The following is a 25638-nucleotide window of genomic DNA, read 5'->3' on the forward strand; positions in this document are numbered from 1 at the left end:
CTGCAACGAAACCGTCAAGCTTTTCTGTCTTGCTCCGGCACGGACGGAATGACGGATGCATCGTCGTGCAGAGCCGGCCACGCGGCGCGCAGATAGTGCAGGCCCGACCAGATGGTGAGCACGCCGGCAACCACCAGCAGGCCCTCGCCAATGTGATACAAGCGCAGGGCTTCAGCTTCCTTTTCGTGCTGCAAAATCAGCACGATCAAGGCAATCATCTGCATGACAGTCTTCAGTTTGCCGATAAAGGCCACACGCACGGTGGCGCGCATGCCGATCTCCGCCATCCATTCGCGCAATGCGGAAATGCTGATTTCACGCCCAACGATGATGGCCGAGGTGATGGCCATCACGATGCCCGACCAGTCGCCGCGATGCGAAGCCACCAGCATGAACAGCGTGACGGCCACCATCAGCTTGTCCGCGACAGGGTCCAGGAAGGCACCGAACTTGGAGGTCATGTCCAGACGCCGTGCAAGATAGCCATCGAGCCAGTCGGTGACGCCGGCCAGGGTGAACACCACGGCGGCAGTAAAGTTGTGGCCATGAAACGGCAGGTAGAACACCAGCACCATCACCGGCAGCAGCGCTACGCGGAACAGCGTCAGCCAGGTCGGTAGATTGATGCGCATGGGCTCCTTCCAATAGATGTGCAGTGTCTCACGAACGCGTGTGATCAGGCATGGAGTGCGTCATAGATACGCTCGGCCAGGCTGCGGTCAATGCCCTTTACTTGCATCAGTTCTTCGACGCCGGCCGCTTCCACGCCCGCCAAACCACCGAATGCCTTCAGCAGCGCAGTGCGACGACGTGCGCCGACACCCTGCACGTCTTCCAGCACACTGCGCTCGCGTGCCTTTTCTCGGCGTTTGCGGTGTCCGCTGATGGCAAAGCGGTGGGATTCATCGCGCACCGCAGCCACCAAGTGCAGCGCAGGCGATGTCGGCCCAGGGTGAATCTCGCGGTTGGAACCAGCCAGTACCAGCGTTTCCTCGCCTGCGCGCCGGCCCGGCCCTTTGGCCACGCCAACCACTTCGATGCCTGTAATGCCAAGCTCGCGCAGTACGTCCAGCGCTTGCGCCACCTGCCCCGTGCCGCCGTCGATCAGCAGCACGTCGGGCCGGACGCCCTCGCCTTCCGCCACTTTACGGAACCGGCGAGTCAGCGCCTGATGCATGGCGGCGTAGTCATCGCCGGGCGTGATGCCTGCGATATTGAAGCGGCGGTAGTGCGATTTCTCCGGCCCTTCCGGCCCGAACACGACGCATGACGCCACCGTGGCTTCGCCGCGCGTATGGCTGATGTCGAAACATTCGATGCGTTTGGGAGGCTCGTCCAGACCGAGCACGTTCTGCAAATCATCAAAGCGTGCGCCCAGCGTCTGGCGACTGGCGATACGCGAGGTAAGCGATGCTTGCGCATTCCGCTCAGCCATCTGCAGGAATTGCGCACGGTCGCCACGCACGCGCGTCTTGATTTCCACCATGTGGCCGCATTGCTGTGACAGCATCTCGCTGAGCAGTTGTTCGTCTTCGACCGGCTCGCCGAGAATGATCTCGCGCGGCACCGGACGATCCAGGTAATACTGCGCCACGAACTGCGCAAGCACGTCGGCGGGTTCCGCATCCAACGGCAAGCGCGGATAGAAATCGCGTGTACCCAAGCTGATGCCGTTGCGGAAGAACAGCACACTGACGCAGGCGATACCGGCTTCGATGCGGCAGGCGATCACGTCCATGTCCGCCGTCGCGCCTTGCACGTGGTTCTGCGCATGCAGCTTGCGCAACGTGGCCACCTGATCACGCAGGGCAGCAGCACGCTCGAAGTTCAGCGCAGTGCTGGCTTGTTCCATCGAAGCAACCAGCTCATCGATCACGGCGCTGCCGCGGCCTTCCAGAAACATCTCCGCATGGCGCACGTCGCTGCGGTAGTCCTCGGTGTTGATCAAGCCCACGCAAGGGCCGGTGCAGCGGCCAATTTGATATTGCAGGCAAGGCCGCGAACGATTGCGGAAGTAGCTGTCCTCGCACTGACGCACTTTGAACAGCTTTTGCATCAGGTTGAGGCTTTCACGCACGGCGAAAGCGCTGGGAAATGGCCCGAAGTAGCGTCCCGGCTGATTACGCGCGCCGCGATGGAACGCCAGTCGCGGGTAATCCTCACCACCGGAAAGGTAGATGTACGGATAACTTTTGTCGTCACGCAGCAGGATGTTGTAGCGCGGCTTCAGCGCCTTGATCAGCTGGGATTCCAGCAGCAGCGCTTCGGCTTCCGTGCGGGTAACGGTGATTTCGCAACGGGCGATCTGCGACACCATCGCCGCAATGCGTGGCTCCATGCGCGGCTTCAGGAAGTAGCTGCCGACGCGCTTCTTGAGGCTGCTGGCCTTGCCCACGTACAGCAATTCGCCGCCCTCGTCGAAGTAACGATAGACGCCTGGAGACGTGGTGAGCGTGCTGACAAAGGCCTTGCCGTCGAAGGCCTGGGAGGGAGCGGGCTGCATGGGAAGGATCTTAGCCCGATTGCTGCGTTTTCAATGCCTGCGGGTGCAGCAAGTTCAGCCCGCTCGCAGGCGCTGAATCAGGCCTTGAACACCCCGCTCGGCCAATGCCACCGATTGTGCGAAAGCGGTAAGTTGCTCGTAGTAGGGATCGGGAAAATCCCGCGGTGGTGCGGTGCCGGCCCAATCCAGGAACAAGGCCAGCCGGTCGTGCCACTTGCCGTCGAATACACGCCGCATGTCGCGCAGATTGTTGCTGTCCATCGCCAGCAACAGGTCGTAGCGTTCGGCATCGTCAACCCGAAGCTGGCGTGCGCGATGAGGTTCGAGGTCATACCCCGCTTTTGCCGCAGCAGCGCACATGCGCGGATCGGCTTGTTCCCCTGCATGCCAGCCGCCGGTGCCGCAGGATGCCACCTCTATACCGAGACCCGCGTCGGCAAAACATTGGCGGGCCACCATTTCGACCAGGGGCGAGCGGCAGATATTGCCGAGGCAAATAAACAGAATGCTGCCAACTGTCACGGGCTGCTTGCCCACGCTTCGGCTCGCTGCAGATCGGCTTCCGTATCGATGCCCGGTGGAAACGGCTCTGGCGTCAAGCGAACGGCGATGGGATAGCCGTGTTCCAGCACACGCAGTTGTTCCAGTGATTCAGCCTGTTCCAGAGGCGTACGCAGCAAGCCGGTGTATTGCTGCAAGAAGCCGGCGCGATAGGCATAGATGCCGATGTGTCGAAGGAATGGGAAGCCTTGCGGAAGTGTGTTTGGATCAGACGCGAAGGCATCACGTGCCCACGGCAACGGTGCACGGCTGAAATAAAGCGCGCGGCCGTTGGAGGAGCGCACCAGCTTTACCACGTTGGGATCAAACAACTCGTGCGCATCGGTAATCGGCGTGGCAAGCGTCGCCACGGGTGCCGTGTCTTCGGCGAGCGCGCGTGCCACTTCGCGAATACCTGCAGCGGGCGCAAATGGTTCATCGCCCTGCAAGTTCACCACAATGGTGTCGGGTGACCACCCGTAGTACGCCGCGCATTCGGCCAGGCGATCGCTGCCTGAGGCGTGCTCGGCACGAGTCATACAGACATCTACACCCTGCATCGCCAAGGCATCGGCGATGCGCTCGTCATCCGTTGCTACCACTACTTGAGCAGCACCGGCCTGCTGCGCACGCTGCGCCACCCGTACGACCATCGGCACGCCGGCGATCGTGCGCAGAGGCTTGCCTGGCAGACGGGTGGAGCCATAGCGGGCGGGGATGGCGACGACGAAATTGGGGATCTGCGGCATGATGGTTCGCTGCAAAGCCCTGCTCCTTTGAGGAGAGGGGTTGAGGTGAGGGTTTGATCAGTGCACTGAGGATAAAACATGCCGGTCGTAGGTTGGGGTGCAAACCCCAACATGGTGCAATGATGAGCACGGCGATGTTGGGGTTTGCACCCCAACCTATGGGTTCCGGCGAGATTTGTCCCTTACGGGAGAAAAACGTCAGCTCAGCGCAAATCCACAGCTACCAGCCAGCCCCAAAAACCCAGGGAAAGACGTCGCCACATTCGCGCAATCGCGAATGGTCACGGCATCGCTCGCTACTAACCCGGCCACCGCGAAGCTCATCGCAATACGATGATCGCCATGGCTATCCACCGTGCCACCATCGATGACACCACCATCGATGATCGCGCCATCGGGTGTTTCCTCGATACGCACACCCAATGCACGCAAGCCGGCCGCCATCGTGGCGATGCGGTCCGACTCTTTTACACGCAACTCTGCCGCGCCGCGCACCACGGTACGCCCTTTCGCGACCGCCGCTGCGACGAACAAAGCAGGGAATTCGTCGATCATGTCCGGCACCAATGTTTCGGGTAATTCAATGCCGTGCAAGGGCGCATGACGCACGACCAGATCACCTACGGCTTCGCCACCGCTCTCGCCCTGGTTTTCGATGCGAATATCCGCGCCCATCAAGCGCAAGGCTTCGAGCAGGCCGGTACGGCGTGGATTCAAACCTACTGCAGGCAATCGCAGCACCGAGCCTAGCAGAATGCTGGCCGCCACCAGGAAAAACGCCGCTGAAGAAAAGTCCGCCGGCACGACGACATTCGTGGCCAGCAAGCGATGACCGCCTTCGAGCTTGGCATGGCCAGGCGAGAATTCGATCGGCCAGCCGAACGCCTGCAGCATGCGTTCGGTGTAATCACGCGTGGGATGAGGCTCGATCACTTCCGTGCTGCCTTCGGCGTACAAGCCAGCCAGCAACAATGCGGATTTTACCTGGGCACTGGCGACGGGCAATTCGTAGCGAATGCCATGCAGCTTGCGTCCACCACGTACCTGTAGCGGCGGCAAGCCATCCTGCGTATCAATCAGTGCTCCCATCTTCGCCAGTGGCTCGGTAACACGACGCATCGGTCGTTTGGAGAGCGATTCGTCACCAACCAAGGTGCAATCGAAAGCCTGCCCCGCCAGCAAGCCAGCCAGCAGACGCATGCCGGTACCTGCATTACCGCAGTCGAGTGGCTTGTCCGATGCGCGCAAACCGTGCAAACCCACGCCATGCACGATGCGCTCGCCTGACGACGGCGCTTCGATCCGCACACCCAATTGCGCCAGCACGGCAGCCGTTGCGCGCGTGTCTTCGCCTTCCAGAAAGCCGCGGATGTGCGAGGTGCCTTCGGCGATGGCCGACAGCATCATCGAACGATGCGATACCGACTTGTCGCCCGGCACAATCACGTCGCCATGCAGAGCCGTTGCGGGCCGACTGACCCAATCCAGACGCTGCGTACCGCTCATGGCAGGGCCACCGGGTAGGCGCCGAGTACGCGCACTTGAGCTGCATGCGGACCCATGTCCTTCAAGGCGGCCTGCAACGACGCGTCATCGATATGGCCGGAAACGTCGATAAAGAAAGCGTATTGCCACTTGCCCGTATGCGCCGGGCGCGATTCGATGCGGTTCAAGCTGACCCCATGTTTGGCGAACGGACTCAGGATTTCGTAGAGCGCGCCCGGTTTGTCGTTGACGGTAATCAAGAGTGAAGTACGGTCATTGCCCGATGACGGAAACAGCGAGCGGCCGATCACCAGGAAGCGCGTGGTGTTGTCGGCACGATCCTCGATCGCCTGGGCCACGGTCTTCAAACCATAAACTTTCGCCGCGGTGGCACCGGCAATGGCCGCTGCATCATCGGCATGACGTGCCAGGCGCGCGCCTTCTGCATTACTGTGCACAGGAATGCATTCCGCATTCGGCAGGTTTACGCGCAGCCAGGTTTTGCACTGCTGTAGCGATTGCGCGTGACCGTAGACGCGCTTGATGCCTACCAGTGAGTCGCGCTGCGAAAGCAGGCATTGATGCACGCGCAGCTCCACTTCACCACAGATTCGCGCCTCGGAAGTCAGGAACATGTCCAGCGTCACCTGGATCATGCCTTGCCCGGAATTCTCCACCGGCACCACGCCAAAATCCGCGTGGCCGGCAGCGACTTCCTGGAATACTTCCTCGATGCTGCCCAGCGGCAATCCATAGGCGGCATGACCGAAATGCTTGCGCACGGCCTGTTCGCTGAAGGTGCCTTCCGGCCCGAGGTAACCTACTTTGAGTGGATCTTCCTGCGCCAGGCAGGAGGACATGATTTCGCGAAACAGCCGCACCATTTCCGCGTCGGACAGCGGCCCATGGTTGCGGTCCACCACCATGCGCAACACGTGCGCCTCGCGTTCGGGGCGGTAATAGTCAATCGCCGAAAGCCCCTCGCCTTTCACCTTGGCCACTTCGCGTGCCCAGTTGGCGCGTTCGGAGATCAGTTCCTGGATCTGCCGGTCAATGCTGTCGATGCGATCGCGCACCTGTACCAGCGATAGCTTGGGTTCATTCATTGCGATGGATGTCCAGACGTAAATATGGCTAGCAGTGTATCAGCCGTGCCGGTGCGCGAAGTCGTGCATGAAATCCACCAGCGCGTGTACAGCTTCCAGCGGCACGGCGTTATAGAGCGATGCACGCATGCCGCCCAGCGCCTTATGGCCTTTCAGCGCCATCAGTCCAGCTGCTTCCGACTCCTGCAGGAAAGCGGCGTCGAGCGCGCTGTCGTGCAAGGTAAACGGTACATTCATGCGCGAGCGCACCGGCGGATCGATGGGATTACGGTAGTAACCACCGGAGCCGTCGATGGTCGCATACAGCAATTCGGACTTCTGGCGATTGCGTTCCGCCATCGCAACAAGGCCGCCGTTGTCCTTCAACCATTCGAAGGTCAGGCCGGCCAGGTACCAGCCCCAAGTGTTGGGCGTGTTGAGCATCGAGTCGTTGGCCGCGTGTTCCAGGTAACGGAAGATCTTCGCCATCGGGCGAATGGGCCGTTCAAGCAGATCGCGGCGAATGATGATCAGCACAAGGCCGGAAGGGCCGATGTTCTTTTGCGCACCGGCATAAATCAGTCCATAGCGGCTGACGTCGACAGGACCCGAAAGAATGTCGGAGGACATGTCCGCCACCAGCGGCACATCGCCTACTTCAGGCACCTGTTTGAATTGCACGCCGTGGATGGTCTCGTTGGTAGCGATGTGCACGTATGCGGCCTTGGGATCGAGCTGCCACGTTTCACGCGCCGGCATGCGCAGGAAGCTCTCAGCCTTGCTCGTGGCCGCCACATTGACGTGCACGTATGGCGCGCCTTCATTGGCAGCTTTCTCGCTCCAGTGCCCGGTGATGATGTAGTCAGCGCTATCGCCTTCGCGGGCAAGATTCATCGGTATCTGCGCAAAGTGCTGCGTCGCCCCACCCTGCTCGAACAGCACGGCGTAGTTGTCAGGGATACCCATCAACTCGCGAAGATCCGCGTCCACCTTATGGGCCATGGCGATGAAGCGTTTGCCGCGATGGGATTGCTCCATCACCGAGGCGCCGCTGGCGTTCCAATCCAGCAGCTCGCGCTGCGCGCGTTCGAGCACCGGCAAAGGCAACGCCGCCGGACCTGCGCTGAAATTCCAAACCCTGCTCACGCACTGGTTCCTGTCTTAAGGGATCGCCGCATTATGCCGCGACGCAGCAACCAAACGTCAATGCGCGTGCAACAACAATAGGAGGGCTATTCCTAAGGCCAGTACTGCGGCGGTGGCAATCAGCCACCAGACCTCCCCGCGTGGGCCAGCCGTGTCTTCCGGCAAGGGTTCGGCAGGCTCAGGAGAGAGCACGATTTCCGGCTCGAGCTCCAGGCCCGGTGCATCGATCAGAAAGCGATGCATGCCGATGCCGATCTGGTCGCCCGGCAGCAGCTCGGTTTGCTGCACGGGAGTGCCGTTTACCCGCATGGGGTAACGCCCATCGATGGGCTGGTTGCTTTCCGTGCGTAGTTGGCCTTCACGCCAGAAAATTGTCACCGTGGCGGATTCGCCTTGCGGCAGATCCAGTGGAATACGTCCCTGGGGGCTCAATTCCAGGCGATCAGCCAAAGGGAGTACCTGGCCGGAAAGCGGCCCGGCGACGGCACGCAAGGCAACCGTGCAGCGTTCCTGCTCCGGCATCTCGGGTGAAGTGCGCCCGATGGGGGCTTCATCCGCACAAAGCAGCATGCGGCAATCACCCACACTCAACGTATCGCCCGCGCGGAGAATCGCGCGCTCACGTACGGGCCGCGCATTGACGTAAATGCGGGTGGCGTCGGGTAGCACGTCGAGCACCCAGCCACGCTTGTCCAGACTGATGCGCAGGTGATGGGCAGCGGCTTGGCCGGCAGCCAGTACCAAGTCATTGTCGGAATCGCTGCCGATGCGCAACAGCGCCTGATTCCAGCTGAAATCAGCCCTGGTTGAGTTGGGAAACTCGATGCGCATAAGAGCCTGCTTAATAACTCCGCGTAGTTTGCATTGCGTCTGAGCGGCAGCCAGGTAGTAGTGCGCGACGCAGCGTCAGACTGGCCGTCTGGTCAAGCCACGCGCTGCCGCATGGTGGCCGCTCAGACGCAATGCGGGCCACGCGGCGTTATTGAGCAGGCTCGATGACCGGCAAAGTGACGGCGGGACTCTAGCAGATGCGCAGAAAATATCGACAGGATTTGCGTTTATCATGCTTAGTTGATCCATTTGAGCACCATCATGCCCAGCATCGACATCCGCCGCCCGCATCGTCTGTCATCCACCGAAGCGCATGCCGTCATCGACCACGTAGCCGCACGCATGCGGGAGAAATTCCAGGTGGCGACGCAGTGGCAGAGCGACAGTACCCTCACCTTCCAGCGCTCCGGCATCAGCGGCAAGATCGCTATCGCTGCGGATGAAGTTCGCGTGAGCGCAGAGCTCGGCATGCTGTTCTCGCCGCTCAAAGGCATGATCGAGCAAGAAATTCGGCGCAAGTTGGACGAGCATTTCAGCTGAGCGGCGGGATCCTAGATCGATTTCTTTGACCCGTCCCCGTTACGTGGCATAATGGATGGCTTACGCGGCCATGGTGGCTCGCGCACATCTCCCGGAACGCATGGCCAAAGACGACGTCATTGAAATGGATGGTACGGTCATCGAGACCCTGCCCAACACCATGTTTCGAGTAAAGCTTGAAAACGGCCACGTCGTGATTGCCCATATCTCCGGCCGCATGCGCAAGCATTACATCCGCATTCTCACCGGTGACAAGGTCAAGGTGGAAATGACGCCCTACGATCTCACCAAGGGCCGCATTACCTACCGCATGAAATAAGCATGACGGTGTCTCCATAAAAAAGCCGCGCTGCAGAGGCGCGGCTTTTTTGTTGCCCTGAGCGATCTTGCTCAAGAAATCGTTGCCGGTACCGGCTCGGCGGCTTCCGTGCCTACTGCCAACTCGCCGTCCTTCACGCTGAGGCTTACCTTGCCACCCTCGGCCAGCTTGCCGAACAGCAGCTCGTCAGCCAGTACGCGCTTGATCTTCTCCTGGATCACGCGTGCCATCGGGCGGGCGCCCATCTGCGGATCGAAGCCGTGCTCGGCCAGCCAGCGGCGAGCATCGGCATCCACGTCCAGCGATACATGCTTCTCGCTGAGTTGTGCTTCCAGCTCAATCAGGAACTTGTCGACCACGCGCAGAATGTGGTCGAAGTCCAGCGGGGTAAACTGGATGATCGCATCAAGGCGATTGCGAAACTCAGGGGTGAAGGTGCGGCGGATCACTTCCATCGAGTCCATCGAGTGGTTCTGCTTTACGAAGCCGATACTGCGACGGGAAGCCTGCTGTGCGCCAGCGTTGGTGGTCATCACCACGATCACGTTCTTGAAGTTCGCTTCGCGACCGTTGGTATCGGTCAGCACGCCACGGTCCATCACCTGCAGCAGGATGTTGAACACATCCGGATGCGCCTTCTCGATCTCATCGAGCAGCAGTACTGCGTGCGGATGCTTGGTGACCGCCTCGGTAAGCAGGCCGCCCTGGTCGAAACCAACATAGCCCGGAGGTGCGCCGACCAGGCGCGATACCGAGTGCGCTTCCATGTATTCGGACATGTCGAAGCGGATCATCTCGATGCCGAGTTGCATGGCCAGCTGCTTGGTGACTTCCGTCTTGCCCACGCCTGTCGGGCCAGCGAGCAGGAAGCAGCCGATCGGCTTGGTCGGATCAGCCAGGCCGGAACGCGCCATCTTGATCGACGCGGCCAGCGCTTCGATGGCCGGATCCTGTCCGAACACCACCATCTTGAGATTGCGTTCCAGGTTCTTCAGCACGTCACGGTCGGACGCCGACACCTGCTTGGCCGGAATGCGCGCCATCTTGGCGACGATGTATTCCACCTCGGGCACATCGACCTTGCCGGTACGTTGTTCGACCGGCAGCAGGCGCTGGCGTGCGCCAGCCTCATCGATCACGTCAATGGCCTTATCGGGCAACAGGCGGTCGGGAATGTGCTTCACCGACAGATCCACGGCGGCTTTGAGCGCCTCCACCGTGTAGGACACGTTGTGATGCTCCTCGAAGCGCGATTTCAGCCCTTTGAGGATTTCCAGGCTTTCCGCCACGCTGGGTTCGACCACGTCGATCTTCTGGAAGCGACGCGCGAGCGCGCGGTCTTTTTCGAAGATGCCACGGAATTCCTGGAACGTGGTGGAGCCGATGCAGCGCAGCTCACCTGAGGCCAGCATTGGCTTGATCAGGTTGCTGGCATCCATGGTGCCGCCCGAAGCGGAACCGGCGCCAATAATGGTGTGAATCTCATCGATAAAGAGAACCGCACCAGGCTGCTTCTTAAGCTGGCTGATGACGGCTTTCAGACGCTTCTCGAAATCGCCGCGATATTTGGTGCCCGCTACCAGAGCGCCCAGATCCAGCGCCCAGATGGTCGCGTTTTCCAGCACTTCCGGCACTTCACCGTCGACGATGCGCTTGGCCAGGCCTTCGGCCAGGGCGGTCTTGCCCACGCCAGCCTCGCCGACGTAGAGCGGATTGTTCTTGCGGCGGCGGCATAGCACCTGGATGGTGCGTTCGATCTCGTCCTGGCGACCGATCAGCGGGTCGATCTTTCCTTCCAAAGCCAGTTCATTGAGGTTAGAGGCGTATTCGCTGAGCGGATTGCCCTTGCCCTCACCGGCCTCTTCAGCGTCGCGTTCGCCACCGGAAATGCCGCTGGACGGCTCGTCGCCGATCTTGGCAATACCGTGCGAAATGTAATTGACCACGTCCAGGCGCGTGATTTCTTGCTGATGCAGGAAGTACACCGCATGCGAATCCTTTTCACCGAAGATCGCCACCAGCACATTGGCGCCGGTCACTTCCTTACGGCCAGAAGACTGCACGTGGTACACCGCACGCTGCAGTACGCGCTGGAATCCCAGCGTGGGCTGCGTATCGCGCTCGTCGCCGTGCGGCAGCACCGGCACGGTCTCGGCGATGATCTTTTCCAGCTCATGGGTCAGTCGCGGAAGGTCAGCACCGCAAGCGCGCAAGGCGCCCAGCGCGGATTGGTTTTCCGTGAGGGCAAGCAGCAGATGCTCCACGGTCATGAACTCGTGGCGCTGCTCGCGGGCCTGCTTGTAGCACTGGCCGATGGTGACTTCGAGATCCTTGCTGAACATCCGGACCTACTCCACTGCTAATGTTGGGCGGCTTCACCGCGATGGATGCAAGATGGGGGCCAAAAGGGCCTGATCAATATCTCAGCGCGCGAACCGCCTTGACAAAAATTTGAACAGTTCCTCAAACCTTTTCCATCGTGCATAACAGAGGATGCTGATTGGCACGTGAATACTCGTTCACCTGCGTGACCTTGGTTTCTGCCACTTCGCGGGTGAACACCCCGCACACGCCCTTACCGCGAGTGTGTACGTGCAACATGATCTGTACAGCCTTCTCCTGGTCCATGCCAAAGAACATCCGAAGCACTTCGACCACGAAGTCCATCGGTGTGAAGTCATCGTTTAGCAGCAATACCTGAAACAAAGGCGGGCGCGCCACCTCGGGTTTCGATACTTCGACGGTGAGCCCATGCCCACTGCCGTGTTCGTGTTCGGATTCGTTCGCCATGCTTGAAAAGTGGATTCGGGCCTGTTCGATTGAAGTATACGCCTTGGGATTATTTTGCTACCCCGCGAGTGCGCTTGAGGTAATGGCACAATAACGCTATTTCCAGTGCCCCTTTCCCAGTTTTTTGACCTGACGATGACAACACCCGGCAACTCCAGCTATGACGTATGGCGTCCGCATGTGACCGTCGCCTGCGTTGTGACCGACCGTGACCGCTATCTCATGGTTGAAGAGGAGGTCAACGGCTGTATTGCGTATAACCAGCCAGCGGGACATCTGGATGATTTCGAGAGCCTGCAGCAGGCCGCTGTGCGCGAAACGCGTGAAGAAACCGGCTGGACCGTGGCGTTGACACATTTGATCGGCGTACACCAGTGGCGCAGCAAGGAGCATGGCGACGTGATCGTGCGCTTCACCTTTGCGGCCAAACCGTTAACGCATGATCCCCAGCAACCGCTCGATACGGGCGTCCGCCGCGCGCTATGGCTGACGCGCGGGGAGATCGCCGCCCTGGGTGAGTGCCTGCGCAGCCCCATGGTGCTGATGAGCATCGATGACTGGCTGGCCGGGCAACGGCTGCCATTGTCGATCGTGACCAGCCTGATGCCAGGCAGTGCCGTGCCATGAAAGTGATGCTTGGCATTTCCGGCGGCGTCGATTCCTCGGTCGCCGCACTACTACTACAACAGGCTGGCTACGCGGTGGAAGGCCTGTTCATGCAGAACTGGGAGGAAGACGACCGCAACGGTCCCTGCACCGCTGACGCGGATCGCAAGGACGCTGTGGCCGTCTGTGGCCGGCTGGGCATCCCCTTCCACGCCCGCAATTTCGCCGCCGAATACTGGGATGGGGTGTTTGAGCATTTCCTGGCCGAATACCGCGCTGGGCGCACGCCCAACCCGGATGTGCTTTGCAACCGCGAAATCAAGTTCAAGACCTTCCTGGACGAGGCACGCGCGCTCGGTGCGAAAAAAATTGCGACCGGCCATTACGCGCGAGTGGACTGCCTGGACGGCCGTTACCGCCTGCTGCGCGCGGTGGATACCGGCAAGGACCAAACCTACTTTCTGCACGCCCTCGGACAAGACCAATTAGCCGCCACCTTGTTTCCGGTGGGTGAGATTGAAAAATCACAGGTACGCGACATGGCGCGCGCCGCAAGCCTGCCCACCCACGCCAAGAAGGACTCCACCGGCATCTGCTTTATTGGAGAGCGCGATTTCCGTCAGTTTCTGACGCAATACATCCCTGCCCGTCCCGGTGAGATGCGCAGCCCGGACGGCCGCCTGATCGGGGAGCACCAGGGCGTGATGTACTACACCCTGGGCCAACGCAATGGTCTTGGCATCGGTGGCCGTCAAAATGCCGGCGGCGAGCCCTGGTACGTGGTGGGCAAGGACGTCGCCCGAAATGTGCTCTACGTGGCCCAAGGCGGCGAGAACGAATGGCTTCAGTCCCGCCGGCTTACCGCCGAAACACCTACCTGGGTGGCTGGCGCGCCGCCAGCCCAGGAATTCCGTTGCACGGCCAAGACCCGTTACCGACAGCACGATCAGGCCTGCGTGGTGTCAGTACACAATGAGCGGCTGGAAGTGCGGTTCGACGACCCGCAACGTGCCGTCACGCCTGGCCAGTCAGTGGTGTTCTATGCCGACGAGGAATGCCTGGGCGGAGCGGTGATCGCCGCCACCGATGCCGCTTATGGCGGACTTGTTCATGAAACTGCAGAGGGAATACCGCAGCGTGTTTGAAGCTTTCGCCATCAACGAGGAACGTGTACTGGCCCTGGCCGGACTGTTCCAGGCCTCCGCCCTGGCACATCAGCTGGCCAACGAGGGACGCTGCGACGACCTGGCGCTCGACGCCAGCCTGGCCAGCGTGTTTCGCATTGATGCGCCGTCGGTGGTCGGTGTGTATGGCAATGTCTCGGGCATACGCCTGGGGCTTCGCACGTTGATAGGCCAACTGGACGAAAACAGCCGCGACATGGCGATCACGCGCATGGTGGTCACCATCATGCGCCTCGAGCGCAGCCTCGCGCATCACAAGGATCTGCTCGATGATCTGCAGCAGGGCATTGTCTCCACCAAGCGGCAGGTGGACCATTTCGGATTGAATTCACCGCAGGTATTCAGCCGCCTCGCCGAGTTGTACGCCGGCACGCTATCCACGCTCAGGCCGCGTGTGATGGTGACCGGCAATCCGCAATGGCTGCAGCAGCCTGCGCTGGTGGAACGCGTGCGTGCAAGCTTGCTGGCGGCGGTGCGCTCCGCGGTGCTGTGGCGGCAGATTGGTGGACGGCAGTGGCAGATGCTGTTGCATCGGCGGCAATGCACGATGCTTGCGCGTGGTTTATTGACTGGCACAACCCTGTAGGTTGGGGTGCAAACCCCAACATAGCGGCGTATATGCACATAGCCATGTTGGGGTTTGCACCCCAACCTACGCCGCGTCGATTAAGCGCAAGCCAGGCCGCTGCTTCGCGAGCTTGCGCAATAACGCCGCAAAAGCTTGCAGATCGCCATGCCACGGTGACGCTTCGCGCCAAAACAGCGCAATCTCTCGCCCAGGCGCTTCTCCCTTGATTTTCGCCAGCGCAATATCCGGCATCGAAGCCAAGCGGTCATGCGCCAGCGCAGGTACCAGCGCATGCCCGCCGCGTAGGGTCACCAGTGCGGCCAAGCTTTCCAGGCTCACATCCTGCACATAGCCTTCGCCGTCGGCGTGGCTTTCCGCCATCAGGATTGCCTGGCTGGCATCCAATTGCTCCATCGAAACCGTGCGTTTGCCGGCTAGCGGATGGTCCGCACGCAGCAGCACTTCCCAGGGCTCAAAAAATAGCGGACACATCACGATGCCGCTCAATGATGATGCCGGTGGCGCCAGCACCGCATCGAGTTCACCTTCGTGCAACCGGCGCAGCAAGCCGCGCGGCTTGCCTTCCGACAGGCTCAATCGCGCACCCGGAAAGTGCTGCGGAAACGGTTCAATCAAATGTGGCAGCAAATACGGTCCCAACGTAGCCAATACGCCCAGGCGCAACTCACCACCAAATGCAGTTTCGCCGGCTCGCGCAGCTTGCTGCAAATGCTCGGCGGCGAGCAGCACTGCATCGATTTGCTCCAATAGGCGCTGCCCACCGGCTGTTGGCACCACCCGTCGCCCACCTCGCTCGAACAACGGCGCACCAAGTGCCTGCTCCACTTTCTGCACTTGATGCGATAGCCCGGAAGGACTGATATGCATCGCCCGCGCGGCGCTATTGAAGCTGCCATGGCGATGCACGGCCTGTACCAGGATCAGGTCGCGCAATGACACGGCAGATAGGTGGCTGGAAATCATCCCTTCGCCTCAAGTGCATTTGCGCAAAGCATAAACGACGAAGCCCGGCACTTGGCCGGGCTTCTTGTCATCCACTCGCTATGGGAGTGGCTCCTGAGCACGCTCAGGCTTCGACGGTATCCGCCACTTCCTTGAAATCAGCGATCTGATCGAAGTTCATGTAGCGATAGATCTTGTCACCATTCGCGTTGATCACGCCGATGTCAGCCAAGTACTCCTCGCGGGTTGGAATGCGGCCCAGGCGCGAGCAGATCGCGGCAAGCTCGGCCGAACCCAGGTACACGTTGGTGTTCTTGCCAAGGCGATTCGGGAAGTTACGCGTGGAGGTGGAGAACACCGTGGCACCTTCGCGCGCCTGCGCCTGGTTGCCCATGCACAGCGAGCAGCCCGGCATTTCCATGCGCGCACCAGCCGTGCCAAGCACACCGTAATGGCCTTCTTCGGTGAGCTGCTTCTGGTCCATCTTGGTCGGCGGTGCTACCCACAGGCGCGTGGGGATATCGCGCTTGCCTTCCAGCAGCTTCGAGGCTGCGCGGAAGTGGCCGATGTTGGTCATGCACGAACCGATGAACACCTCGTCGATCTTCGCACCCGCCACGTCGGACAGCGTCTTGACGTCATCCGGATCGTTCGGACACGCGACGATGGGCTCATGGATTTCGTTGAGGTCGATCTCGATCACCGCGGCGTATTCGGCGTCCTTGTCGCCATCGAGCAACTGCGGGTTGGCCAGCCACGCCTCCATCGCCTTGATCCGGCGTTGCAGGCTGCGGACATCCTGATAGCCCTGGGCGATCATGTACTTCAACAGCGTGATGTTGCTGTTCAAGTATTCGATGATCGGTTCCTTGTTGAGCTTCACCGTGCAGCCGGCAGCGGAACGCTCGGCGGATGCATCCGACAGCTCGAATGCCTGCTCCACTTTCAGATTCGGCAGGCCTTCGATTTCCAGAATGCGGCCGGAGAAGATGTTCTTCTTGCCCTGCTTGGCAACCGTGAGCAAACCCTGCTTGATACCGTAAAGCGGAATCGCATTGACCAGGTCACGCAGGGTCACGCCCGGCTGCAGTTCGCCCTTGAAGCGCACCAGCACGGACTCCGGCATATCCAGCGGCATCACGCCCGTTGCGGCGGCGAACGCGACCAGGCCAGAACCGGCCGGGAACGAGATACCGATCGGGAAACGCGTGTGGCTGTCGCCACCGGTACCGACCGTATCGGGCAGCAGCATGCGATTGAGCCAGGAATGGATCACGCCGTCGCCCGGACGCAGGCTGATGCCGCCGCGCGTGGAGATGAAAGCCGGCAGTTCGTGGTGCGTCTTCACATCCACGGGCTTTGGATAGGCAGCGGTGTGGCAGAAAGACTGCATCACCAGATCGGCGGAGAAGCCCAGGCAAGCCAGATCCTTCAACTCGTCACGGGTCATCGGGCCGGTGGTGTCCTGCGAACCCACCGAGGTCATCTTCGGCTCGCAGTAGGTACCCGGGCGCACGCCCTTGCCTTCCGGCAGACCGCAGGCACGGCCGACCATCTTCTGCGCCAGCGTGTAGCCCTTGCCGGTATCGGCCGGGTTCTGCGGCAGGCGGAACAGGTTGGACGGCGACAGGCCCAGCGCTTCACGGGCCTTGGCAGTCAGGCCACGGCCGATGATCAGCGGAATACGGCCACCGGCGCGCACTTCGTCGAACAGCACGTCGGACTTCACCTGGAACTCGGCAATCACCTGCCCGTTCTTCAGCGCCTTGCCGTCGTACGGACGTAGCTCGATCACGTCGCCCATATCCATGTTGGAGACGTCCAGCTCGATCGGCAACGCACCGGCATCTTCCATCGTGTTGTAGAAGATTGGCGCGATCTTGCTGCCCAGGCACACGCCGCCGAAGCGCTTGTTCGGAATGAAGGGGATGTCCTCGCCCGTCCACCACAGCACGGAGTTGGTGGCGGACTTGCGGCTGGAACCGGTGCCGACCACGTCACCGACGTAGGCAACCAGGTGCCCCTCCTGCTTGAGGTCTTGAACGAGCTGGATCGGACCGCGCTTGCCGTCTTCTTCCGGCTGGAACGGCGCGCCATCGCGCTTGTTCTTCAGCATGGCCAGCGCATGCAGCGGGATGTCCGGACGCGTGGTGGCATCGGGCGCGGGTGACAGATCATCGGTATTGGTTTCACCCGGCACCTTGAACACGGTGATGGTGAGGCTCTCCGGCACGGCTGGGCGGCTGGTGAACCACTCCGCATCGGCCCAGCTTTGCAGCACGGACTTTGCATTGGCGTTGCCCTTGTCGGCCTTCTCTTTGACGTCGTGGAAGGCGTCGAACATCAGCAGCGTCTTCTTCAGCGCATCGGCGGCGATGCCACCGACTTGCGCATCATCCAACAGCTCGATCAGCGGATGGATGTTGTAGCCGCCAAGCATGGTGCCAAGGAGTTCCGTTGCCTTCTCGCGGCTGATCAGCGGGCACTTCTCGGTGCCGAACGCCACGGCGGCAAGGTAGGAGGCCTTGACCTTGGCCGCATCGTCCACGCCAGCCGGCACGCGGTTGGTAATCAGATCGACCAGGAAGGCTTCTTCGCCCGCGGGTGGGTTCTTCAGCAGTTCGATCAGGTCGGCGGTCTGCTGGGCCGACAGCGGCAGCGCGGGAATGCCCAGCGCGGCGCGCTCGGCAACATGTTGGCGATAGGCGTTGAGCATGCGAACGGATCCTTGGGGATGGCGAGTTGCCGTGAGCGGCTCTCACCCAAAAGGGGGAGCTGCGAAGCCGCCTATTTTGCCAGTCGCCCCGGAACCGCAGCAACGACAAGCTGTTTCCGCCTGCGTTCGAAATCTTGCAATCCCCGTGCAACTTGCGCGGTGGGGAAATTGGCTCAAACTTCAGGGCATCCCCAAGCCGGAACGCGATCGCCTTGCAATTCCCCTAACGTCCGTGGCTTTAGCATTCCTGCCTTACGCCGCGTACGTCTTCAAGTCTTCAAGCAACAGGAGCTATCCCCATGCTGGACTCATTCGCCACCCGCGATACCCTCAAGGTCAACGGCAGCACGTACCAGATCGCCAGCCTCGCCAAGCTCGGCCAGCGTTTCGATCTGAAGCATCTGCCTTATTCGATGAAGATCCTGCTGGAAAACCTGTTGCGCCATGAGGACGGCGTCAACGTCACCAAGAAAGAAATCGAAGCCGTCGCCAAGTGGGATCCCAAGGCCGAACCGGATACGGAAATCGCGTTCATGCCTGCGCGCGTCGTGCTGCAGGACTTTACCGGCGTCCCCTGCGTGGTGGACCTGGCCGCGATGCGCGATGCGGTGGTGAAGCTGGGTGGCGATGCCAACCAGATCAATCCGCTCGCCCCGGCCGAACTGGTGATCGACCACTCCGTGCAGGTCGACGTGTTCGGTACACCTTCCGCCGTGGAAAAGAACGTCGAGATTGAATTCGAGCGCAATCACGAACGCTACTCGTTTCTGCGCTGGGGACAGAAAGCCTTCAACAATTTCAAAGTGGTCCCGCCGCGCACGGGCATCGTCCACCAGGTGAATTTGGAACACCTTGCGCGCGTGGTGTTCACCGGCAAGAAGGACGGCGCGGATTGGGCCTACCCCGATACCGTGTTCGGCACGGACTCACACACCACCATGGTCAACGGCCTTGGCGTGCTGGGCTGGGGCGTAGGTGGTATCGAAGCGGAAGCGGCGATGCTTGGGCAGCCATCATCGATGCTGATTCCGCAAGTGGTGGGCTTCAAGCTCAGTGGCAAGCTGCCCGAAGGCGTGACGGCCACCGACCTGGTGCTGACCGTCACGCAGATGCTGCGCAAGCTCGGCGTGGTAGGCAAGTTCGTAGAATTCTTTGGCGACGGCTTGAAGCATTTGCCGTTGGCCGATCGCGCCACCATCGGCAACATGGCGCCGGAATACGGTGCGACGTGCGGCATTTTTCCCATCGATCAGGAAGCGCTGAACTATCTGCATCTGTCAGGGCGTAGCGACGACCAGATCGCCTTGGTCAAAGCCTACGCACAGGCGCAAGGCCTGTGGCACGACGAAAACACGCCGCATGCGCAATTCTCGGTCACGTTGGAACTCAATCTCGCCGACGTGAAACCATCGCTGGCCGGTCCCAAGCGCCCGCAGGATCGCGTGCTGCTCGAAGACGTCAAGAGGAGCTATCACGACAACCTTGCCGCACTTACCGCAAATCGCAAGAACGGTGGCGAAGCACGCGCGGAGTCGCGCCTTGCCGGCGAAGGCGGTGGCACTGCGGTGGGTCATGACGCCAGCGCGTTGGCGCAAGGTCCGCACGTCTCCATGAACGGCCACAACTTTCAATTGCAGGATGGCGCGGTGGTGATTGCAGCGATCACATCGTGCACTAACACATCCAACCCGGCCGTGATGCTCGGTGCAGGTTTGCTCGCCAAGAAAGCTGCCGAGAAAGGATTGAAGGCCAAGCCTTGGGTGAAGACTTCACTTGCTCCAGGCTCACTAGTCGTCACCGACTACTTGGAAAAAACCGGCCTGTTGAAGGAGCTGGAAAAAGTCGGCTTCTATCTGGTCGGCTACGGGTGCACGACCTGCATTGGCAACTCCGGCCCGCTGCCGCAGGAAATCAGCAAGGGCATCGGCGAAGGTGATCTTGCCGTGGCGTCCGTGCTGTCCGGCAATCGCAACTTCGAAGGCCGCGTGCATCCGGAAGTGAAGATGAATTACCTGGCATCGCCGCCACTGGTAGTGGCTTATGCGCTGGCCGGCTCGCTGGACGTCAATCTCGCCACCGATTCGCTTGGCACGGGCAGCGACGGCAAGCCGGTGTACTTGAAGGACGTCTGGCCGAGCAACAAGGAGATCTCCGACGTGATCGCCGGTGCAGTAAGCCCGGAAATGTTCAAGAAGAACTATGCCGACGTGTTCAAGGGCGACAGTCGCTGGAACGCCATCCCCTCGCCGGAAGGCGCGGTGTACAAGTGGGCCGACTCCACCTACATCAAGAACCCGCCTTACTTCGAAGGCATGACGATGGAGACAGGCAAGCTCGAAGACATCCACGGCGCACGCGTGCTGGGCTTGTTCGGCGATTCGATCACCACCGACCACATCTCGCCCGCAGGTTCGATCAAGAAGGACAGCCCGGCCGGACGCTTTCTGATGTCCAAAGGCGTGGAGCCGAAAGACTTCAACTCCTACGGCTCGCGCCGCGGCAACGACGACGTGATGGTGCGCGGCACTTTCGCCAATATCCGCATCAAGAACCTGATGCTGGATGGTGTGGAAGGCGGTTACACGTTGTACGTGCCAAACGGCGAACAGTTGTCCATCTACGATGCGGCGATGAAGTACAAGGCCGACAAGACGCCGCTGATCGTGATCGCCGGCAAGGAATATGGCACCGGTTCCTCACGCGACTGGGCGGCCAAAGGCACGCTGCTACTTGGCGTGAAAGCCGTGATCGCGGAAAGCTTCGAGCGCATCCATCGCTCCAACCTGGTCGGCATGGGTGTGTTGCCGCTGCAATTCAAAGAGGGCGAAAACGCGAAATCGCTCGGTTTGACCGGTAAGGAAACGTTCGAGATCACCGGCCTCACGGATGGCGAGGCGAAAGAGGCCAAGGTCGTGGTCAAAGGTGACAAGGGCGAGAAGACCTTTACCGTGAAGGTGCTGCTATTGACGCCGAAGGAGCGGGAATTCTTCCGGCATGGCGGCATTCTGCAGTACGTGTTGCGGCAGTTGGCCAGCAAGAAGGCTGCCTGACCCTTAGGTTGGGGTGTAAACCCCAACATTGCCATGTCGATCAGAATGGTGATGTTGGGGTTCGCACCCCAACCTACGTGCGATTCTTGGCAAGGAGAGGAATTAGAGTTGCTGCGTCCACGTCGCGCTATAACACCGCCAGTCATGCCCTTCCCTGCGCCACGCGGTTTCCACCTTGTACACACCCAGTTGCGACGGAAACAATTTGCCGCCACTGGTCAGCGTGACGGTGAAGCTCGCTACATATCGCTCACCGCGCGGCTGGACATCCACCGGTCCCAGTACGGCATGCAGTGTCTCACCACGAAATTTCGCGGCGCGCAGCAAATTGCCGATATCCTGGCGTGTCGTCGTGCCTCTGTTGCCGTCGAAATCATCGGTCAGCGGTTCGACCACTGCCGAAGCGTCAACCTGTTGGGTGGCCTTGGCCACTTGGTCAATGGCCTGCCGAATCAGCACCTCATCCGGCGCACGATGGCATCCGGTTGCGGTCAGTATCAACAGGGCTATAAACGAAAGTCGGTACAGATATTTCATGGTCGGCATCCGGCAGCTTTCCCAAAAAGACCTCGTTGCGACGCGGCTTGCCGCTATACGCTAGCGTATGCTCCAATGCCTCGCCGTCATGATGCCTGATGCGCACACCCGTCACTATTGGCATTAATTCAGGGAACTTGGGATCGAACATGAGCAATCAGCGTCCGTGGCTGAGCAACTATCCGGATGGCGTACCCGCAGAAATCGATATCAATAAGTACGCCTCGGTAGTAGCCGTACTGGAAGAAGCTTTTGAACGCTTCCGCGGGCGCGACGCTTTCTCCAGCTTTGGCAAGCGGATGAGCTACGCTGACATGGACACGCTCAGTCAGCAATTCGCCGCTTACCTCACAGGGGAATTGAAACTCACCCAAGGCGACCGTGTCGCGATCATGCTGCCGAACATCCTGCAGTATCCGATTGCGTTGTTTGGCGCGCTGCGTGCTGGCATGGTGGTGGTCAACACCAACCCAATGTACACCGCGCGCGAACTCAAGCATCAACTGGAAGATTCGGGTGCGGTCGCCATCGTGGTGCTGGATAACTTCGCCGCGACCTTGCAACAGGTCGTCGCCGAAACCCACGTCAAGCACATCGTGACCACCGGTATCGGCGATTTGCTCGGCCCCAAGGGCATGGCGATCAACTTCGTGCTCAAGCACATCAAGAAGATGGTGCCGCCTTATTCGCTGCCGCATGCGTTGCGCTTCAAGGATGCCTTGGCTGCTGGTGCGAAACACGCGGCGCCGAAGCCCTCCATCACACACGATGACATCGCTTTCCTGCAATACACCGGCGGCACCACCGGTGTTGCCAAGGGCGCCATGCTCACCCACGGCAACATGGTGGCGAACATGATGCAGGCAGGCGCATGGATCGGCGCGAACCTCAAGGAAGAACGCGAAATCGTCATCACCGCGTTGCCGCTGTATCACATCTTTTCGCTGACAGCGAACGGTTTGGTGTTCATGCGCCTGGGTGGCTTGAACATCCTTATCACCAATCCCCGCGACATGCCTGCCTTCGTCAAGGAACTCAAGCATTCGCGCTTCTCCGTGATCACCGGCGTCAACACGCTCTTCAACGGCTTGCTCAACACGCCAGGTTTTGAAAGCGTGGATTTCTCCAACCTGCATCTGAGTCTGGGCGGCGGCATGGCGGTGCAGCGCGCTGTAGCCGAGCGCTGGAAGAAAGTCACCGGCTGCACGCTGGCCGAAGCATACGGTCTCACTGAAACGTCGCCGGCAGCCTGCATCAATCCGCTGGATCTGAAGGAGTACAACGGCTCAATCGGCTTGCCGATTTCTTCTACCGACGTGGCGATCTGGTCCGAAGACAACCAGCCGCTGCCGATCGGCGAAGTGGGCGAGCTGATGGTGCACGGCCCGCAGGTGATGAAGGGCTATTGGAAGCGTCCCGACGAAACCGCCAAGGTGCTTGGGGCAGATGGTTGGCTGCACACCGGCGACATCGCCAAGATGGATGAGAACGGCTATGTGTACATCGTCGATCGCAAGAAGGACATGATCCTGGTCTCCGGCTTCAACGTGTATCCGAACGAGATCGAGGATACGGTGATGAAGCATCCGGGCGTGGCCGAAGTGGCCGCCATCGGTGTGCCCGACGAACATTCTGGCGAAGCGGTCAAGCTGTTCGTGGTGCGCAAGGATCCAAGCCTCACCGTAGAGCAGCTCAAGGAGTTCTGCCGCGAGAACTTCACCGGCTACAAGCGTCCAAAGACCATCGAGTTCCGCGATGCGCTACCCAAGAGCAACGTAGGCAAGATTCTTCGGCGTGAACTGAGAGATGAGAAGAAGCAGCCGGCTAGCGTGTAATCGCCAAATAAGTCAGGAGTCGTAGGTTGGGTTAGCGCAGCGTAACCCAACAATGTCCGCCGAAATGTTGGGTTACGCTGCGCTAACCCAACCTACGACGTGCATGTCAGCCAACCTACTCGTCGTGCCACATCTCCAGGATGTCGGCATAGCCACCGAGCAGATTCCACAGTGGCACTTGCTTGTCCTCGGGAATGCGCGTGTACGCAAAACCGATGTGCCGCTCTGACACGCGCGCCACCTTTGCTTCCAGGTGTATGTGCAGATCACCGCCGAAGATCATGTCGAGCACCCAGCTCTCGCCAGCTTGTCCGTTCCACTCCAGGGGGCGGCGCAGCAAAGCGCCAGTTGCCGAAATATCGATCAGGTCGGTCGGATGGGATTCCTCGCCGTGGCTCATCAATACAGTGGTCTTGATGCGCATGCGTGCCGGGCGCAAATGCTCCCGGTCAGAACCGTCCATGGCGTGCCCATCTTTTGTCGTCATCTTTTTCATCTCCCTACAGCTTACGCCGCCTGCGCGACGTCCAGACCCGACCTTCGCAGCCATGAACCGCGCCTCCAGAAAGCGGCTCCATGGCTCGTCGGCACCAGCGTATTCCCGCTGGTGTCCCCGAATGTGCGCGTATCATGAAGCAAGCCGCATGCCACTGCTACAACCGCATTTCACCGCTGAACAAAGGGTGTGACATGTTGCGCTGGCGACCTGTCGCCGACACTCAAGGTCACATGCTGCCGCAGCTTGCGCAGTCCCTTTCGGGCCTGCTTTTCAACTGCTGCATTCGCTAAGCAGGCTTATACAAGCCGTTACCGCAGCTGAAGCCCTCGCTGGACATGCCACGGCCGTGCCGCTAATCTGTAACCCGCGCGTGGAGCCATGCAGGGACGATCGCCGGGAGCCCCGGCTGAAATGACCTCCACCCGATGTACTCAGCCGACCTTTACGAATCGCGGGCGACGCCAGCGGCGTCACACCGGTTGTTGTCCGGTCTTATCAGTAACGCAAGTATTCCGTTACCGACCTGACATCCGGAGACCGCCAGCCTGACACGAACCACAACCGTGGGGTTCATCAGGGCCAGCAATCGCGGGAAACCGCACGCTTGGTTGAGCATCACGCAGTGGCTTTATCGGAATGGCCTCAAGAACCCAGGCATTCCAGGCATGAACTCTTTGGTTTCCGTGTGGGAAAGAGGGTTCTGAGTCGTCAACAGAACGAACGCCAGCCCATGCCGGGCGGGGCAATGACATGCATTGATGAGCACTGAGCCAACCGAGTCTCAGCCTGTACAAGCAACGCAAGATGCGTTTGCAGGGGTTCCGCAGCAGCAGGAAATGCCGCTGGCTATCGTGCGCGGCGAACCGATTCTGCAAATGCCGCAGGACCTGTACATTCCTCCGGACGCGCTGGAAGTTATCCTGGAGGCGTTCGAAGGGCCGTTGGATCTGCTGCTGTATCTGATCCGCCGGCAGAACCTGGATATTCTCGATATTCCGATCGCCGAGATCACCCGGCAGTACATGGAATACATCGATATGATGCGCGATGTGATGCGCTTGGAGCTGGCCGCGGAATACCTGTTGATGGCAGCGATCCTGGCAGAGATCAAATCGCGATTGCTGCTACCGCGCCCACCGACGGAAGAAGGATTGGAGGAAGATCCCCGCGCCGAGTTGGTACGCCGCCTGCAGGAATACGAGCGCTTCAAGAAGGCCGCAGAGGATATCGATGCCCTGCCTCGCCTGGAACGCGACACCGTGCTGGCGCAGGCCGATACAGGCGAGCGCAACGTGATCAAGCTGCCGCCGCCGCTGGATCTGAAGGAAATGCTGCTGGCCCTCAAGGACGTGCTGCACCGGGCCGAATTGTTCGGGCATCACGCCATCAAGCGCGAGGCGCTGAGTGTGCGCCAGCGCATGGGCGAGTTGCTCAGCCGTCTGGAAGGCGACCAGTTTCATCGCTTCGAAACACTGTTCGACGCAAGCGAAGGACGGCTGGGCGTGGTGGTCACCTTCCTGGCCATGCTGGAGCTGGCCAAGGAGTTCCTGATCAGCATCGTGCAAGAAGAACCGTTGGCGCCGATCTACGTAAAAGCCAGCAGCTCCGCCGCAGGGGAAGCAGCAGTGATGGAAGACGTCGGCGGCGACGATGTGTTCGAGCAACCGGATGCCGCCTCTGGCGGCGAATAAC

General features: G+C 60.4%; 22 protein-coding genes. 8 read left to right on the forward strand and 14 right to left on the reverse strand.

Features of this window, described 5'->3' with window-relative positions; genetic code table 11:
• Nucleotides 1-14 precede the first annotated feature (14 nt).
• The 8 genes from pgsA to IEX75_RS17975 all read right to left on the reverse strand — a co-directional run bounded on the left by pgsA (nt 15) and on the right by IEX75_RS17975 (nt 8339).
• On the reverse strand, nt 15-632 hold the full coding sequence (gene pgsA, locus IEX75_RS17940) for a CDP-diacylglycerol--glycerol-3-phosphate 3-phosphatidyltransferase (protein ID WP_188796269.1): 618 nt from the start codon (nt 630-632) through the stop codon (nt 15-17).
• Nucleotides 633-676: 44 nt separating this feature from the next.
• Nucleotides 677-2503: an excinuclease ABC subunit UvrC gene (uvrC, locus tag IEX75_RS17945; protein ID WP_188796271.1), complete on the reverse strand. Its 1827-nt coding sequence runs from the start codon at nt 2501-2503 to the stop codon at nt 677-679.
• A gap of 54 nt (nt 2504-2557) precedes the next feature.
• A complete protein-coding gene (locus IEX75_RS17950) occupies nt 2558-3040 on the reverse strand; it encodes a low molecular weight protein-tyrosine-phosphatase (protein WP_229720941.1) in 483 nt (160 codons plus the stop codon).
• Entirely contained in the window at nt 3022-3792 is a 771-nt protein-coding gene (gene kdsB, locus IEX75_RS17955; protein ID WP_188796600.1) for a 3-deoxy-manno-octulosonate cytidylyltransferase, read from the reverse strand. The genes IEX75_RS17950 and kdsB overlap by 19 nt, the downstream gene beginning before the upstream one ends.
• 198 nt (nt 3793-3990) lie before the next feature.
• Entirely contained in the window at nt 3991-5298 is a 1308-nt protein-coding gene (gene aroA / locus IEX75_RS17960; protein ID WP_188796273.1) for a 3-phosphoshikimate 1-carboxyvinyltransferase, read from the reverse strand.
• Nucleotides 5295-6383 (reverse strand): prephenate dehydratase, encoded by a 1089-nt coding sequence (gene pheA, locus IEX75_RS17965; protein ID WP_188796275.1) that lies wholly within the window; start codon nt 6381-6383, stop codon nt 5295-5297. The genes aroA and pheA overlap by 4 nt, the downstream gene beginning before the upstream one ends.
• Before the next feature lie 39 nt (nt 6384-6422).
• On the reverse strand, nt 6423-7508 hold the full coding sequence (gene serC, locus IEX75_RS17970; RefSeq protein ID WP_188796276.1) for a 3-phosphoserine/phosphohydroxythreonine transaminase: 1086 nt from the start codon (nt 7506-7508) through the stop codon (nt 6423-6425).
• Nucleotides 7509-7565: 57 nt separating this feature from the next.
• Nucleotides 7566-8339, reverse strand: coding sequence for an FHA domain-containing protein (locus IEX75_RS17975; protein ID WP_188796277.1), 774 nt, complete (start codon nt 8337-8339; stop codon nt 7566-7568).
• A 261-nt stretch (nt 8340-8600) separates the two neighbouring features.
• On the opposite strand from IEX75_RS17975, the gene IEX75_RS17980 reads away from it, so the two are divergent.
• On the forward strand, nt 8601-8879 hold the full coding sequence (locus IEX75_RS17980) for a polyhydroxyalkanoic acid system family protein (RefSeq protein ID WP_188796278.1): 279 nt from the start codon (nt 8601-8603) through the stop codon (nt 8877-8879).
• A 100-nt stretch (nt 8880-8979) separates the two neighbouring features.
• Nucleotides 8980-9198 carry a translation initiation factor IF-1 gene (infA, locus tag IEX75_RS17985; RefSeq protein WP_126686694.1) on the forward strand — a complete coding sequence of 73 codons (219 nt, stop codon included), beginning with the start codon at nt 8980-8982 and terminating at the stop codon, nt 9196-9198.
• A 71-nt stretch (nt 9199-9269) separates the two neighbouring features.
• Here infA and clpA read toward each other — a convergent pair whose 3' ends face one another.
• Together clpA and clpS are read right to left on the reverse strand one after the other, a co-directional pair.
• Nucleotides 9270-11540: an ATP-dependent Clp protease ATP-binding subunit ClpA gene (gene clpA / locus IEX75_RS17990; protein WP_188796279.1), complete on the reverse strand. Its 2271-nt coding sequence runs from the start codon at nt 11538-11540 to the stop codon at nt 9270-9272.
• 121 nt (nt 11541-11661) lie between these two features.
• Nucleotides 11662-11988: an ATP-dependent Clp protease adapter ClpS gene (gene clpS / locus IEX75_RS17995; RefSeq protein WP_188796280.1), complete on the reverse strand. Its 327-nt coding sequence runs from the start codon at nt 11986-11988 to the stop codon at nt 11662-11664.
• Between the two features lie 135 nt (nt 11989-12123).
• Here clpS and IEX75_RS18000 point away from each other — a divergent pair, with 135 nt between their 5' ends.
• The 3 genes from IEX75_RS18000 to hflD are packed head-to-tail and all read left to right on the forward strand — an operon-like array spanning nt 12124 to nt 14364.
• Nucleotides 12124-12615, forward strand: coding sequence for an NUDIX hydrolase (locus tag IEX75_RS18000; protein WP_188796281.1), 492 nt, complete (start codon nt 12124-12126; stop codon nt 12613-12615).
• Nucleotides 12612-13739: a tRNA 2-thiouridine(34) synthase MnmA gene (mnmA, locus tag IEX75_RS18005; RefSeq protein WP_188796283.1), complete on the forward strand. Its 1128-nt coding sequence runs from the start codon at nt 12612-12614 to the stop codon at nt 13737-13739. Before IEX75_RS18000 ends, mnmA begins: the two co-directional genes overlap by 4 nt.
• Nucleotides 13740-13749: 10 nt before the next feature.
• Nucleotides 13750-14364, forward strand: a complete 615-nt coding sequence (gene hflD, locus IEX75_RS18010) for a high frequency lysogenization protein HflD (RefSeq protein WP_188796602.1) — start codon at nt 13750-13752, stop codon at nt 14362-14364.
• Between the two features lie 66 nt (nt 14365-14430).
• On the opposite strand, the gene IEX75_RS18015 is transcribed toward hflD, so the two are convergent.
• Entirely contained in the window at nt 14431-15330 is a 900-nt protein-coding gene (locus IEX75_RS18015; RefSeq protein WP_188796285.1) for a LysR family transcriptional regulator, read from the reverse strand.
• Between the two features lie 103 nt (nt 15331-15433).
• Entirely contained in the window at nt 15434-18025 is a 2592-nt protein-coding gene (acnB, locus tag IEX75_RS18020; protein WP_188796287.1) for a bifunctional aconitate hydratase 2/2-methylisocitrate dehydratase, read from the reverse strand.
• Nucleotides 18026-18324: 299 nt separating this feature from the next.
• Between acnB and acnA the strand changes: the two genes are divergently transcribed.
• Nucleotides 18325-21075, forward strand: coding sequence for an aconitate hydratase AcnA (acnA, locus tag IEX75_RS18025; protein ID WP_188796289.1), 2751 nt, complete (start codon nt 18325-18327; stop codon nt 21073-21075).
• A gap of 102 nt (nt 21076-21177) precedes the next feature.
• Here the strand turns inward: acnA and IEX75_RS18030 are convergent, their stop codons facing one another.
• Nucleotides 21178-21612, reverse strand: a complete 435-nt coding sequence (locus IEX75_RS18030) for a nuclear transport factor 2 family protein (protein ID WP_188796291.1) — start codon at nt 21610-21612, stop codon at nt 21178-21180.
• Between the two features lie 149 nt (nt 21613-21761).
• Between IEX75_RS18030 and IEX75_RS18035 the strand changes: the two genes are divergently transcribed.
• The gene (locus IEX75_RS18035) at nt 21762-23447 is read left to right on the forward strand and encodes an AMP-binding protein (protein ID WP_188796294.1); all 1686 of its coding nucleotides are present in this window, start codon (nt 21762-21764) and stop codon (nt 23445-23447) included.
• A gap of 115 nt (nt 23448-23562) precedes the next feature.
• Here IEX75_RS18035 and IEX75_RS18040 read toward each other — a convergent pair whose 3' ends face one another.
• A complete protein-coding gene (locus IEX75_RS18040) occupies nt 23563-23934 on the reverse strand; it encodes a PilZ domain-containing protein (protein WP_188796295.1) in 372 nt (123 codons plus the stop codon).
• 770 nt (nt 23935-24704) lie between these two features.
• Between IEX75_RS18040 and IEX75_RS18045 the strand changes: the two genes are divergently transcribed.
• Entirely contained in the window at nt 24705-25637 is a 933-nt protein-coding gene (locus IEX75_RS18045) for a segregation and condensation protein A (RefSeq protein WP_423373165.1), read from the forward strand.
• Nucleotide 25638 lies beyond the last annotated feature (1 nt).

Origin of the sequence: Dyella nitratireducens (assembly GCF_014642835.1) — a bacterium.
GTDB classification, from domain to species: Bacteria; Pseudomonadota; Gammaproteobacteria; order Xanthomonadales; family Rhodanobacteraceae; genus Dyella_B; species Dyella_B nitratireducens.

Coding starts and splice junctions, on each gene's coding strand:
- pgsA (WP_188796269.1), bottom strand. CDS start 632: ATGCGCATCAATCTACCGACCTGGCTGACGCTGTTCCGCGTAGCGCTG.
- uvrC (WP_188796271.1), bottom strand. CDS start 2,503: ATGCAGCCCGCTCCCTCCCAGGCCTTCGACGGCAAGGCCTTTGTCAGC.
- kdsB (WP_188796600.1), bottom strand. CDS start 3,792: ATGCCGCAGATCCCCAATTTCGTCGTCGCCATCCCCGCCCGCTATGGC.
- aroA (WP_188796273.1), bottom strand. CDS start 5,298: ATGAGCGGTACGCAGCGTCTGGATTGGGTCAGTCGGCCCGCAACGGCT.
- pheA (WP_188796275.1), bottom strand. CDS start 6,383: ATGAATGAACCCAAGCTATCGCTGGTACAGGTGCGCGATCGCATCGAC.
- IEX75_RS17975 (WP_188796277.1), bottom strand. CDS start 8,339: ATGCGCATCGAGTTTCCCAACTCAACCAGGGCTGATTTCAGCTGGAAT.
- IEX75_RS17980 (WP_188796278.1), top strand. CDS start 8,601: ATGCCCAGCATCGACATCCGCCGCCCGCATCGTCTGTCATCCACCGAA.
- infA (WP_126686694.1), top strand. CDS start 8,980: ATGGCCAAAGACGACGTCATTGAAATGGATGGTACGGTCATCGAGACC.
- clpA (WP_188796279.1), bottom strand. CDS start 11,540: ATGTTCAGCAAGGATCTCGAAGTCACCATCGGCCAGTGCTACAAGCAG.
- clpS (WP_188796280.1), bottom strand. CDS start 11,988: ATGGCGAACGAATCCGAACACGAACACGGCAGTGGGCATGGGCTCACC.
- IEX75_RS18000 (WP_188796281.1), top strand. CDS start 12,124: ATGACAACACCCGGCAACTCCAGCTATGACGTATGGCGTCCGCATGTG.
- mnmA (WP_188796283.1), top strand. CDS start 12,612: ATGAAAGTGATGCTTGGCATTTCCGGCGGCGTCGATTCCTCGGTCGCC.
- IEX75_RS18015 (WP_188796285.1), bottom strand. CDS start 15,330: ATGATTTCCAGCCACCTATCTGCCGTGTCATTGCGCGACCTGATCCTG.
- acnB (WP_188796287.1), bottom strand. CDS start 18,025: ATGCTCAACGCCTATCGCCAACATGTTGCCGAGCGCGCCGCGCTGGGC.
- acnA (WP_188796289.1), top strand. CDS start 18,325: ATGCTGGACTCATTCGCCACCCGCGATACCCTCAAGGTCAACGGCAGC.
- IEX75_RS18030 (WP_188796291.1), bottom strand. CDS start 21,612: ATGAAATATCTGTACCGACTTTCGTTTATAGCCCTGTTGATACTGACC.
- IEX75_RS18035 (WP_188796294.1), top strand. CDS start 21,762: ATGAGCAATCAGCGTCCGTGGCTGAGCAACTATCCGGATGGCGTACCC.
- IEX75_RS18040 (WP_188796295.1), bottom strand. CDS start 23,934: ATGACGACAAAAGATGGGCACGCCATGGACGGTTCTGACCGGGAGCAT.
- IEX75_RS18045 (WP_423373165.1), top strand. CDS start 24,705: ATGAGCACTGAGCCAACCGAGTCTCAGCCTGTACAAGCAACGCAAGAT.